Here is a 12,585-nt window from a genome sequence, read left to right as displayed (position 1 = left end):
TTTTATAGAAGCTAGGCATATGCACGAATTCCTCCTCTTCGGCCTCAAACAAGCCCGCGCCTGCGTCTTTGCGGGTTCGTTCTTTCTGTTGCTTTTTCTGTCCAACCACATTCCGCTTTTCGGCATTGCGCGATACGATTTTCTCTTTGTTGCTGCGGTGCTGATCCAAGCCATCCTCTATTTCACCAAACTCGAGACCAAGGACGAGGTGAAGGTTATCTTCCTCTTTCACATCATCGGCCTCGTTCTCGAGCTGTACAAAACTAGTCCGGGGATCGGCTCCTGGAGCTATCCCGAGGCGGCATTCTTCAAGATCGCGACTGTGCCACTCTACAGCGGCTTCATGTATGCGGCAGTGGGCAGCTACATCAGCCAATCGTGGAAGATTATGAAATTGCACCTGACCAACTACGAGCACTATGCTGCGAGCGCCGTGCTTTGCCTCCTCATCTATCTCAACTTTTTCACCAATCACTACATCTACGATTTCCGCTACTTTCTGATCGCCGTGGTGTTCGCTTTTTTCTGGAAGACGCGTGTGTATTTCACCGTCGCCACAAAAGTGCGCTGGATGCACATGAATGTCGGCTTCCTCCTCGTCGCTTTTTTCATCTGGATAGCCGAGAATATCTCCACCTACCTCGGCGCCTGGCAATATCCCGACCAAGTCCATGTGTGGAACATGGTGTCCACCGGCAAAATAACATCCTGGTTTTTGATGGTCATTATCAGCTTCATCTTGGTGGCGTATCTGAAGCATTTCAAGAGGGAGTTGGGACGTAGCAAGGAGGTGCAGGTTATTTGATTGAGATGTGCTAATATTTGTGCATGCAACCAAACTTCGAGAGTCCTGAATCGTTGGTACCGCCGGAGGAAACCGCAACTGCGCCTGAACAAGTGGCTGAAAACATTCTCACACCAGAGCAGGTGACAGAAGTCCTCGCGCGTTTTGCGGAGGGCGCAGATTTTTTGAGAGAATTGTCTGACCAGCAAGGTATCTATTTGCGAGAAGTGTTTGTGCCTGGAAAAGACGGCGAGACTCGCGTGTATACGTATCAGCGAGCCGGCACGTTTCCGGGGATGAGTTCAGCTGAGACGGCCGTGAATTTTGTCGACCTAGATGCGGAAGGTGAAGAGTCGTTTGCTGGGAATATTGCAAGACGTGATTCTGAGACTGGCGAGTGGGTGGATTTATCAAAGTAGAGGTGATTTTTAAGTCAGATTTCACAGAAGCCATATCTTTTTCAGATTTTTTTCTGTATAATATGCAAACAAGCCTTTATTTCATTTTCAACACACATTCACATGGCAAAACGAGCAGCACAGGATATCAAGAACAAGACCTCACGCTCACGCAAGACTGCGAAGCGTCGAGCGGTGAAGAGTGCAAAGCGAGCAGCACGAAACAAGTAGCAAAAAGGCCGCCAGACAAGGCGGCTTTTTTTGCCGCTCGCTATTTTCCCCGATCTGGTGTATACTATCTGGGAAACCGAGTCGAGTTTTGCAGCTAATAGAAAAACAAAAAACAACACAAAATGATGAAAGGAACAATCAAGACCCTCACCGACCGAGGATTTGGTTTCATTGCTCGCGAAGGCGAGACAAAGGACCTCTTCTTCCACTCAAAGGAGTTGGTAGGAGTCATGTTTGATCAGTTGAAGGTGGGAGATGTTCTCACTTTCGAGGTGGTACAGGGAGACAAGGGTCCTTCTGCAACACAGGTATCTCGAGCGTAAGCTTGAGTCTCTGAAAGACAACAAAAAATCGCCAACCGAAAGGAAGGCGATTTTTTGTTTGCGGTATGCTTTTTGCAATAAAAAAACCGCCAGACTGACTCATCCGGCGATTCGTGATTTTCGATGGCTTTGCGTAGTTCGCGTAGTCATCAGCTGCTACCAGCCGTGGGTTTCGCGCACAGCAATCATCTTGGTAAGGATCTTGTTGTAGGTTTCCTGCTTCAGGAGAACCTCGTTGGGGAACAGACAGCCGTCCCAGCAGATGTGGCCAAAGGACTGGACTGGGTAGCCTTCGCCGTTGCGCATCCAGTAGCCGGCGTGGCGGACGATGTCCAGTTTGCCGTTCTGATCATCCACAGGGCAGTGCTTGCCCGTATTATCGTGATTGCCGCCACCTTTCACAGTGCCATCGTTCTGAGCGACGTGGAAGTCGATCGTCCATGGACGGAGTGACCGGGTCATGACACGAAGCGCCTCGTCGAGCTGCCCAGGATCAGTCCAGTTATAGCCAAGCGGGAGGAGCCGGTGTTCCGGGGCATTGTGGCCCAGGGCATAGAGGAGGGTGTGGGCCATGTCGGCTTGGAAACCGACGAGTCCTGGCCGGTCGGTTTCCTCGAGCAGGTCCACCATGTGTCTCCACGAATGCATGCCGCCCCAGCAAATCTCACCCTCGGCAGCGAGACGTTCGCCGTATTCGGCGGCAACAGCCCCGCCTTCCTGGAACGTTTTGGCAATGAGCTTTGTGTTGCCGGCAGGATCCTTGCTCCAGTCTTCCGGATTGCAGGCCGAGTCGATGCGGACGATGCCGCAGGGACGTGCGCCGATTTCGCGGAGCTTGTGAGCGATGCGGCAGGTTTTCCTGACTGCGGTGACCCAGCCGGCGCGCTTATCGGAGCCGCCCATGGCGTTGCCGTCAAACCAAACAGGTGCGACGATGGAGCCGATCATGAGGTTCTTCGCCCTGATCTTGTCAGCGAGAGCCTTAATGCCATCGTCACTGATGTCGATGTCGATGTGCGGATTGTAGGCGAACAGGTCAACGCCATCGAATTTCACGCCGTTCACTTCCGCGTTGGCGGTGAGGTCGAGCATGGTGTCGAGGTCAATGAACGGCTCGGCACCGGGGCTGCCTTTTCCGACGAGGCCCGGCCATACGGCGTTGTGGATCTTGAGGGTGTCTTGCATTACTGTCGTTGCTTCGGAGAGAAAATTTCTCTCACTGGGCGCTCCTTATGCCCGGTTGTGTTGTTTCCGACAACCACTGTTTCAAAGACCGCTGAGACGATCCTGAAACACGGTTGGACAAAATGGGTCCAACCACCTCTTTTTTCAAGAGGGTAGTCCAGGAATTTCTTCCTGGACAGTTTTTACCATTTTTACGGTGGTAATGTCAATTTTTAGAACAGCTTCAGGTATTCCCCCAAGCCCTCTTTTGCCAAATCTTCCTTGGGTACAAAACGCAGCGCGGCGGAGTTCATGCAGTAGCGGAGGCCGGTTGGGGCGGGTCCGTCCTCGAAGACGTGGCCGAGATGCGAGTCGGCATAGCGGGAGCGGACCTCGGTGCGCCTGGTGAACCAGCCGTTGACTTCGTGCAAGGTCACAGCCTCGGGAGAAATCGGCTTGGAGAATGACGGCCAGCCAGTGCCAGATTCGTATTTGTCGAGCGAAGAGTAGAGAGGCTCACCGGAGACAATGTCGACGTAGATGCCGTCGCGCTTGTTGCTATCGTATTCGTTTTGAAATGGCTTTTCAGTGCCAGCCTGCTGGGTCACTTCGTATTGGAGTGGGGTCAGTCTGGCGCGGAGATCTGTGTCGTCGGGTTTTGTGAATGAGGTCCAACCATTTGCTGGCGACGTCGCCACGGCGTCAAACAAATGATCGTATTTCCCGCTGCCCCAAATTGATGCATAGAAGGCGTCGCGGCCGGAGGCTTGGCGATAGTGTTCGTAGCGAGTGGTGTTTTTCTTGTAGAAATCTTGATGATAGTCTTCGGCGATCCAGAATTCGCTGACGGGTTCGATGGCTGTCACAACTGGTTTCGAAAATATTTTTAGTTGAGCCACCTTTGCGATTACCTCTTCGGCGGCCTGTTTTTCAACATCGGTTTGGTAGTACACGGCCGAAGTGTACTGGTGGCCGCGATCGTAGAAGGAACCCGTCGCATCGGTCGGGTCGCTGTGACGCAAGAGCCAAAATACCAGCTGAGCATAGGTCAGTCTTTGTGGATCATATTCCACCTTCACGCTTTCGCGATGGCCGGTCGCACCCCTCGAGACCTCGGAGTAGGTCGGACCGTCTATGCCTGTGGTGCCGCCCGTGTAGCCCGATACCACCTCCACGACCCCGGGCAGCTTTTCGAAATCACTCTCGACACACCAAAAACAACCGCCGGCGAAATAGACGAGAGCAGTGGTCGTCGTCGCTGGTAATGGTGAAGTGCTGAAGGTTGGCCCAGTCGATTTAGCCGATGTATCGAGCACACTCGGTGCAAAACGACCTTGGTACCACCCGTAGCCCCACTGGGCTGCTGCGCCGATGGTAGCGATAGTCGCGACTGCACCAACAATTGTCCAGATGCGCTGTTTGTTCATGGGTCTATTCTATCATCTGTTATAATAGGCGAGTGAAAGCGAAAGATCTCTTGAAGCTCACGGGTCTGCCGGTGCTGGCAGCGTCTTTGTGCTGCTTGAGTCCGCTCATCCTTGTTGCCTTCGGCTTGTCGACGGCGGCTTTTGCCTCCTCCCTCGCAGATACCTTTTATGGCGACTACCGCTGGGCCTTTCGTATTGTTGGCTTAATCCTCCTCGCATGGAGCCTCGTGCTGTATTTTCGTCAACAGAAGGGGATCTGCACACTCGATGAAGTAAAAAAGCGCCGACAGGAGATCGTGAACACGACGCTCATCGCACTCATCGTGGCGATTGTTGGCTACAGCATCTTTCTCTACGTCGTGGTGCATTATGCTGGGCTGCCATTTGGAATCTGGGAGTAGTCTTGAAATTTTTCTGAAACATACCGCTTCGTCGGTCAAGTGGTATGTTGTCGCTCGCTCGTGTATCATTTCGCCAGGCTTGACAATACAACCAACAAGCTCTTCTCTCACCGAGAACAACACGAAAGTGAGGTAGTTATGAAGTCGAAAAACCAACAGCAGGGTGGGAAAGCCACCTCTGCATCTGCGGTGCAAACGGTTGAACTCCGCGTCCTCGCTATCAGCAATGATGCGGGTGAGCGAGGGAAGGTCCTGTCTCAGAGTGCAGGATTCGTGGGAGCCAGCGGCTTCCCGACAGACGGCATGTTTGTCTTCCGTCACGAAGTCGTTTCCTCAGGTGAGTCACTTCGTCGGAGGCCATTTCAAGTCATTTCTTGCAACGGTCCTGAACGTGAGGTTCAGAAGGGAGAGATCGTCGATACGGACACACTCCGTGCCGACAGATCGCTCACCTATTTCCTGGTGTCTTCCGGACATGTCATGTGGCTTTATGTCTGCGACAGACATCCGCGAGTTGAAGTGACGAAGCTCGGGTTGCTCAAAGGCATTGGCTGCGAGCCGCCCGTTTTCTCTCCTCGATTCGTCTTGCAGGCAAATCAGATGCCGCATGCGATGGCCGTCCCGGATCCGGCGGTAGTTGGGCTCGGTGCCTACACGCCCGATGCCGTCAAGAAGCCGACCGAACGTGGTGTTTGGAGGCCGGAGCTGACTGTCACTGGGGCAGAAGAAGTTGATGTTACAGACAGAAGCGTAGGCTCGGATGGTCGCAGTTCTTCGGGTGAACCTGACGAAGTGGTAGTGCCGATCAGGCCCGCCCCGCGTCTCGCTCCACCGATTGCCACAGCGGCCGCCGTTCCGCCGCCGCGCAAACCCGCAGTGCCAGCTCCCATGCCGGCACCTGTCGCTACACCTCCTCCAGAAACCAAACCGGTTGTCGAAAAGGCACCGCCAAACGCGATGATGGAGAAGGCGCCACGCAAGTATCGAAAGAGGCGGATCAAGCGGGCTGCCGTCGAAGAGGCTGATACCTCTGTGCCGCCACCGCCAGACGTCACTGAAGCATTGGTGGTGCCGGTGGGGAAGGTTCGGCCGTTTGCCCCGTCGAACGACCCTCGTTTTCCGGGCCAGCCGCGGGTCTGGTTTGATCCCGATAAGCTGAAGAAGCTTGGATTGAGCATCCGGAAGCATGGTCAGCGGACACCGTGCATGGTCAAGCGCCTCACGCCGCCTGAAGATGGGTTCGATTTCGAACTCATCGACGGCGAACGTCGCTGGCGCGCCCTTGAGATGATTGGCGCGACGCATATTGCCATCACGGTTTCTCGTCCAAAGTCGAAGGCAGACCAGCATATGGGTTCCTTGATCCAGAACTTCTGCCGCGAAGGCCACACGCACGTGGAGATCTCGAACGCGATCGCGTCCCAGGTCGAAGTTGGCGTGTCCCTCACCAACATCGCTGCGGCTATCGGCCAAAGCGTGGTGACGGTCTGCAATCTGCACTCGTTGCAGCGTCTCGTCCCAGAGCTGAAACCGCTCCTTGACCCGCCGACTCCGAAGTCCGACCGCATCCGTCTAGCGGAAGCTGTCGAGCTCTCTCGGATCGACCCGGCAAGGCAGTTGGAAATCTGGGAAAAGGCGAAACAGCAGCCCACCAGAGGCCTCATCAGAGCGACGATCAAGATGCTCGGCAAAGAATTCGTCGTCCACAAGCGGACACGGAAGGTCAAGCCGAGCGATTACTCCGCTGCTCTTGAGCGGAGGATGATGGCGTTGCGTCTAGCAGCGACCAACCTGCGACAGATGCCTCAGGAAGAAGTCCGCATCGCTGTGGAGTCACTGAACGGTCAGTGCAAGGCGCAGATTGCTATCCTCACCGAGCTCATCAAGAGTCTCGACGAAGAAAAGCGGCTCCTCTACCGATTGGGCACTGCGGCGAGGAAAGCGGCTCCGACCGCCTCCGCCTCCGCCCCCGCCTAAGCGGTCTGTTGGTCCAGTGTTCGCGAAGCGCCGCCCCGAGGGACGGCGCTTTTTTCTTTTCCCGCACGAGCTTTTTGTGCATTGTCGCCGTTTCATCAGATGATACAATATCTCGACATGGCCTGGAGTATGCAAAGTCGCGCTCGTAGCGTTCTGTTCGCCAGTATTTTTTTACTCTGCATGTTTCTTTTCCCGGCGGCGGCCTCTGCGGCAACCTACTACGTCAACAGCTCGACCGGCAACGATACGACGGGTGACGGCTCTTCCGGTACGCCCTACGCGACTTTCCACAAAGGGTACACCGTGGCGGCAGCTTCTGGGGACACTCTCAATCTCTCGGGTACTTTCGATTGGACCAGTGCCGGTGAGACGGGTGATGCTTCCGGCACCGGCTACACGCTAGGGAAAAGCCTCACAATTCAAGGGCAGGGAGCGGGCGTCACTTTTATCCAGGCAGCGAGTTCGGAGAATACGGCTGACCGAGGCGTGTTTACAGTGAGCTCTGGCAAGACTGTGGTTATTAAAGACGTCACCATCCGCTACGGCGTGAGTACGGCCACGGAGACGGCTGGTGGCATCACTACGAGCGGTACGCTTACGGTGCAAAATTCGACCATTTCGTACAATTGGTACAACTCCACCACCAATTATTACGGTGCCGGCGCGATCACTTTGAAACACGACGCCAGCGGCACTCTCAATCTTTCGACTTCGACGATCGCAAACAACACCTTCAACGGAAAATATTACGGTTCCGGCGGTATTTATTCAGGCCAGAGCAACACGATCAATATCACCGCATCCACTTTTTCAGCCAATGTTGCGAGTAGTAGTAATCCAACGACTTTTGCTTACAGCTATGCCGAGCCGTCTGGAGCGCTTGGCGTCTTTCGGTTTGTGACAACAAAGATCACCAACTCCACCTTTTCCGGCAACAGCACCAATTCCTACGCCGGCGCTTTGCAGGTGTATTATCCAAACTCATTTACGGTCACAAACAGCACTATCGCCAACAATACGGCCACAGCCGGCGCCGGCGGCGTGATGTTCGAGTCGGTTACCGACGGCTACAATTTCATTTTGAAAAACACCATCCTTGCCAACAACACCGGGAACAGTACAGCGAACGACTTCTATGTCGTGTCCGGCTCGGCGGGACGCATCACCGACAACGGCTACAACGTGGTCGAGTACAGTACCAACAAGACCTGGAGCGGTACTGGTAACCTCACTGGCGATCAATCGACTCTCAGCCTCAGCGCTTCTTTGGCCGACAATAGCACATCCAATGGTGTGCAGACCTTGGCCTTGTCGAGCGATTCGGTGGCGATCGATGCCGGCAACACTTCGGCCAATGGCACAGTGTCTATTCCCGGCACCGACCAGCGTGGCGGCACGAGGAGCGGCAGTACGGATATTGGTGCGTATGAATACGGTGCTGGCGGTATTGCTGATGTTACGGCTCCTAGCGTGTCTCTGACGGCACCTTCGGCTGCTGCTACCGTGGGCGGCAGTGCAGTATCTCTTACTGCGACGGCGAGCGACAACATTGCCCTCGCTGGCGTCTCCTTCTACGTGGACGGTACCCTGCAAGGGAGCGAGGATGCCACTTCGACCTACGGGATTACTTGGAATTCCACCGCCACTACAAGCGGCGCGCACAGCGCTTTTGCGGTCGCGCGTGATACATCGAGCAATTACGCCACCTCGAGCACCGTTTCTTTCACGGTCGACAATGCTGCCCCAGTATTGACCTCAGTCGCTACTTCGACCGCCACAACTACCGCCACCATCACTTGGACCACCGACGAGGCGGCTTCTTCGATGGTGAACTTTGGTCCGTCTTCGAGCTACGGCACTTCGACGGTCGAGACGGACACGTCGCCGCGAGTGACGAGCCATTCTGTCAGTCTTGCTAGCCTGACAGCCTGCACGCAGTATCATTTTCAAGCATCCAGCACTGATGCCGTCGGGAATATCGGGACTTCTACAGATGACACCTTCTACACCACTGGCTGTACCTCTAGTGCCTCTATCACCGCCAGTGAATCACAGGCTATCACCACTGCCGCCGGCGGCACCGTGACAGAAGGAGTCCTGTCTCTTACTGTGCCGACTTCCTTTAGTGGCACGACGACCTCGGCCGTCTTCCAGGCTCATGAGCTCGATAGTACGGCGTTCTTTTTGAACGTCTCCGTGCCCTCTGGCAAGAATCGTGTTGGTGACAAGGTTTTTAATTTGAAAGCCTTGATCGATGCGACCACTACGCTCTCGACTTTCTCTGAGGCGCTCACGGTTTCGCTTTCGTATTCTGCTTCCGATGTATCGAGTCTTGATGATTCCACTCTGGTCATTTATCGATATGACGGCTCCGATTGGCATGCGCTGTCTGGATGTTCCACCAATACCACTTCTCGAGTGGTGACCTGCAGCACGACCGCTTTTTCCGACTTTGCGATCTTTGGCTCGACGGCTTCTGCGGCAGCTTCCAGCTCTTCCGGTGCGGCGAATGGTCCGATCTTCACCGGCTCGGTTTCCGCGCTGTTGGGATATGTCGCACCGCGGGCACAGACGGTGTATCCGGACGGCAGGGTGGTATATCATGATCAGACACCTCTTGCCACGGCCGCTGTTTCAAAATCCGTTCGGGAGACACCTTTGCTGACCTCACAAGCAGTATTTTCCGGCTTCAGTCGTACCCTTCGCCTGGGGGCGACTGGTCCTGACGTGCTCGAACTGCAGCGTTTGTTGAATCGCCAAGGCTTTCTTTTGGCGACCGAGGGCCCAGGTTCGTCGGGGAATGAGTCGGAATATTTCGGCGCCAGGACTCAGCGTGCACTGATCCGTTTCCAGGAGGCGCATACTGATGAGGTGTTGAAGCCGTTCGGATTGTCGAAAGGGAGCGGCATCTTTGCAGCTCGTTCGAGGGAAGTAGCCAACCGATTGGCTAGGGTGGCGGCCCACTAGAGGATATGATATAATGGTGTCCATTAAGCAATTAATATAATCAATATGCCAAAAGCAGCAAAACCAGCAGCGAAGAAAGCCAATTCAGCATTCATGAAGCCAATGACCATCAGCTCAGAGCTGGCTACTGTCGTAGGAAAGGGACCGATGCCTCGATCTGAGGTCGTGAAGGCTCTCTGGGCATATATCAAGAAGAACAATCTCCAGGATCCAAAGAACAAGCGAAATATCAATGCTGATGTTTCTCTCAAGGTGGTGTTTGGCGGCAAGGGCGTGGTCAACATGTTTGAAATGACTAGCTTGGTTTCGAAGCATCTCTCATAATTTTCCGTTTCGGAGCAGCAAACAAATCAACAAAAAAGTCGGCCCGATGGCCGGCTTTTTTGTTTGGCGTGCAGTCTGCGTTGTCCGATATGGTAAAATAGTCGGATAATGGCGAAAGACAAATACAGCGCAGTTTGGGTGTCGCATTCCTCGATGGGGGATTTTTTGAAATGTCCGCGCGCGTACTATCTGCACAATATGTACAAGGATCCGAAGACCCGCCGCAAGATGAGTGTCGTTGGGCCGGCTTTGTCTCTCGGAACTGCGGTGCACGGTGTGGTGGAGGGGTTGGCGGATTTCAAGGCCGAAGAGCGATTTTCTGGACGCGATTTATTGGCGGAATACGAAAAGCAGTGGGCGAAGGTGTCGGGCGAGAAAGGCGGTTTCAAAAGTGCCGATGAGGAAGCCGAATGGAAGGCGCGGGGCAAGGTGATGATTGAGCGGGTGATCGCGCATCCGGGGCCATTGGTGAAGAAGGCGTTGAAGCTGAAAGGTGGGAAGGATGACATGTTGCCGAATTTCTTTTTGTCTGAGGAGGAAAATATTATTTTGTGCGGAAAGATTGATTGGCTCGAATTTGTACCGACAGACGACAGCGTGCGAGTGTTGGATTTCAAGACGGGGAAGCGGGATGAGGATGGCGAGTCGCTGCAGCTCCCGATTTATTTGCTGCTGTTGAATGAATTGCAGAAGCGAAAAGTGTCGGGTGCGAGCTATTGGTATCTCGATCGGGAGGATGAGCCGAAGTCGGTGGAACTGCCCTCGTTGGACGTCGCGCGAGAAAAAGTGCTCGCCGTGGCTCGGGCAGTGAAGGCCGCCCGCGAGAAAGGTGAATTTGCATGTCCACGGGTGATCGCGGGCGGCTCCCCATGCTTCGCCTGCGCGCCATACGAAGCTATCTTGCGTGGCGAAGCGAGATATCTCGGTGTTGGGGAATACAATCAGGACCTTTTTCTCGTCTAGAGCAGGTGGAGCAGGGGTGGTGCGGCGGAAAACAGTAGGTGCGGATTTTTCATACTTCTTCATACTTTGTATGAATTTGTATGAAAAATCCGCACCTACTCAAAAAAGTCGGCGGACCCACCCACTTGTTCACATCGTCCGGATATTTTCTTGACAAAGTGACCGTGTCGCGGTTTAATTATTCCATTCGCGTTGTTTGAAAACCAGTCGGAACACCGACATCACATCCCTGGAGTTACTTATGCTAAGTCTCACTCGTCCCATCCATAGCAGCCTCGTCTGCTACGTTGATCCAAAAGGCGACGCAAGGACCAATGCCTTCATCGCCGAACAGCTCGCACAGGCGGTGACCACGCAAGAATGTCTCGATTTCACTTGTTGCGACATTGTCGGTCAGCCCTGTCGCCGCAATGTGTGGGCTTGTCCCAATTGGCTGGTGGACGAATTGCTTGCCAACCGCATCCGCTTGTCTCTTGGCTTTGATCTGTATGTCAAAGACATCAACAGCGATGATCCGCCACATTTTGCGCTGTCCCTCGAGGATGGGCAAAAGCCTGAAGAAGCACTGAGGGCGGCGCTCGATAGTATGGCCATCCAGCTGCCGTCCCCCTTCGACCTGGGTGAAGTCCCGCTCAAGCCTTCGGATTTTGCCATCCTGCTACCCTCGACTCGCGCTCGGTCCCAAACGCCGCCATCCGACAGCATGCGTCATAGCCAACCGGGTGTGCCGCCGCGTTATCGTCGCGACAGACGGAAGTGGTAGGCCGTTTCGCCGATCACTTCGCCCGATCACTTCGCCGGCCCTCGCTTCATCGCCTGGGTCGGTTTTTCTTGCCTAAGCGTTCTCTGTTATACTGTCTGACACTGACCATCATGAAGAAAAATCTCAAAGACCTCGTGCGCGAGCTGAAAGCAAACGCCAACGCCAAGAAATCTGCCACGCTCGCCAAGTATTTCAAGACGGGCACGGGTGAATATGGCGCGGGCGATCGTTTCCTTGGTCTGACGGTGCCACAACAGCGCACGATCGCCCGCGCGTATGCCCACTTGTCTTTCTCCGACCTTGCCACACTCGCCAAAAGTCCAATTCACGAGCATCGCTTCACCTGCACGGAAATCTTGCAATTGAAATATGCCTTAGCAAAGAAATCGCCGACCCCACAAGACTCCCTCGCCGAACAAGAACGCCTCGCCAAGTGGTATCTAGAGCATGCTCGCTGTTTTAACAATTGGGACCTCGTCGACAACTCCGCTCGCGACATCCTCGGGGCATACCTCTACCAAAAAGGGAACACTGCCATCCTCGACCGCCTCGCACGTTCGGCTAATCTGTGGGAGCGGCGCATCGCTATCATTTCAACCTATTTTTTCATCCAACAAGGTGAATTCACTGACACTATTCGTATCTGCGAGATCCTCATTTCCGACGAGCACGACCTTATCCACAAAGCCTGCGGTTGGATGCTTCGCGAGATAGGGAAACGCTCCCCAATAGGTCTAAAAACCCTCAGGAGCTTTCTGGATACGCATGCTGTGTCCATGCCGAGGACGATGCTCCGATATGCCATTGAGCGATTTTCGGCCTCCCAGCGGGCCAAATACCTTAGGATGGCTTAATTTGGCCAA

The 12,585-nt window shown here is 54.3% G+C and carries 12 protein-coding genes; 10 read left to right on the top strand and 2 right to left on the bottom strand.

Features of this window, described 5'->3' with window-relative positions; genetic code table 11:
* Window positions 1-19: 19 nt before the first annotated feature.
* From AAB391_01325 to AAB391_01315, 3 genes are all read left to right on the top strand, one after another.
* Entirely contained in the window at window positions 20-805 is a 786-nt protein-coding gene (locus AAB391_01325; GenBank protein MEK7644954.1) for a DUF817 domain-containing protein, read from the top strand.
* A gap of 23 nt (window positions 806-828) precedes the next feature.
* The gene (locus tag AAB391_01320; GenBank protein ID MEK7644953.1) at window positions 829-1,203 is read left to right on the top strand and encodes a hypothetical protein; all 375 of its coding nucleotides are present in this window, start codon (window positions 829-831) and stop codon (window positions 1,201-1,203) included.
* 335 nt (window positions 1,204-1,538) lie between these two features.
* Window positions 1,539-1,736 (top strand): cold shock domain-containing protein, encoded by a 198-nt coding sequence (locus AAB391_01315; GenBank protein ID MEK7644952.1) that lies wholly within the window; start codon window positions 1,539-1,541, stop codon window positions 1,734-1,736.
* A gap of 156 nt (window positions 1,737-1,892) precedes the next feature.
* Here AAB391_01315 and AAB391_01310 read toward each other — a convergent pair whose 3' ends face one another.
* Both AAB391_01310 and msrB read right to left on the bottom strand, forming a co-directional pair.
* Complete coding sequence (locus AAB391_01310) at window positions 1,893-2,921, bottom strand: TIM barrel protein (GenBank protein MEK7644951.1); 1,029 nt, start codon at window positions 2,919-2,921, stop codon at window positions 1,893-1,895.
* Window positions 2,922-3,133: 212 nt separating this feature from the next.
* Complete coding sequence (msrB, locus tag AAB391_01305) at window positions 3,134-4,327, bottom strand: peptide-methionine (R)-S-oxide reductase MsrB (protein MEK7644950.1); 1,194 nt, start codon at window positions 4,325-4,327, stop codon at window positions 3,134-3,136.
* A 32-nt stretch (window positions 4,328-4,359) separates the two neighbouring features.
* Between msrB and AAB391_01300 the strand changes: the two genes are divergently transcribed.
* From AAB391_01300 to AAB391_01270, 7 genes are all read left to right on the top strand, one after another.
* Window positions 4,360-4,728 (top strand): mercuric transporter MerT family protein, encoded by a 369-nt coding sequence (locus tag AAB391_01300; GenBank protein MEK7644949.1) that lies wholly within the window; start codon window positions 4,360-4,362, stop codon window positions 4,726-4,728.
* Between the two features lie 138 nt (window positions 4,729-4,866).
* A complete protein-coding gene (locus AAB391_01295; protein MEK7644948.1) occupies window positions 4,867-6,705 on the top strand; it encodes a ParB N-terminal domain-containing protein in 1,839 nt (612 codons plus the stop codon).
* A gap of 180 nt (window positions 6,706-6,885) precedes the next feature.
* The gene (locus tag AAB391_01290; GenBank protein MEK7644947.1) at window positions 6,886-9,672 is read left to right on the top strand and encodes an Ig-like domain-containing protein; all 2,787 of its coding nucleotides are present in this window, start codon (window positions 6,886-6,888) and stop codon (window positions 9,670-9,672) included.
* Between the two features lie 45 nt (window positions 9,673-9,717).
* Window positions 9,718-9,996: an SWIB/MDM2 domain-containing protein gene (locus tag AAB391_01285; protein MEK7644946.1), complete on the top strand. Its 279-nt coding sequence runs from the start codon at window positions 9,718-9,720 to the stop codon at window positions 9,994-9,996.
* A gap of 108 nt (window positions 9,997-10,104) precedes the next feature.
* The gene (locus AAB391_01280) at window positions 10,105-10,959 is read left to right on the top strand and encodes a PD-(D/E)XK nuclease family protein (protein MEK7644945.1); all 855 of its coding nucleotides are present in this window, start codon (window positions 10,105-10,107) and stop codon (window positions 10,957-10,959) included.
* A 241-nt stretch (window positions 10,960-11,200) separates the two neighbouring features.
* Window positions 11,201-11,722: a hypothetical protein gene (locus tag AAB391_01275; GenBank protein MEK7644944.1), complete on the top strand. Its 522-nt coding sequence runs from the start codon at window positions 11,201-11,203 to the stop codon at window positions 11,720-11,722.
* A 110-nt stretch (window positions 11,723-11,832) separates the two neighbouring features.
* Complete coding sequence (locus AAB391_01270; protein MEK7644943.1) at window positions 11,833-12,576, top strand: DNA alkylation repair protein; 744 nt, start codon at window positions 11,833-11,835, stop codon at window positions 12,574-12,576.
* Window positions 12,577-12,585: the final 9 nt, after the last annotated feature.

It is taken from the genome of Patescibacteria group bacterium (assembly GCA_038065315.1).
Taxonomy (GTDB): Bacteria; Patescibacteriota; Minisyncoccia; order Phycocordibacterales; family JBBTRF01; genus JBBTRF01.
This window is presented reverse-complemented; position numbering and strand designations above follow the sequence as displayed.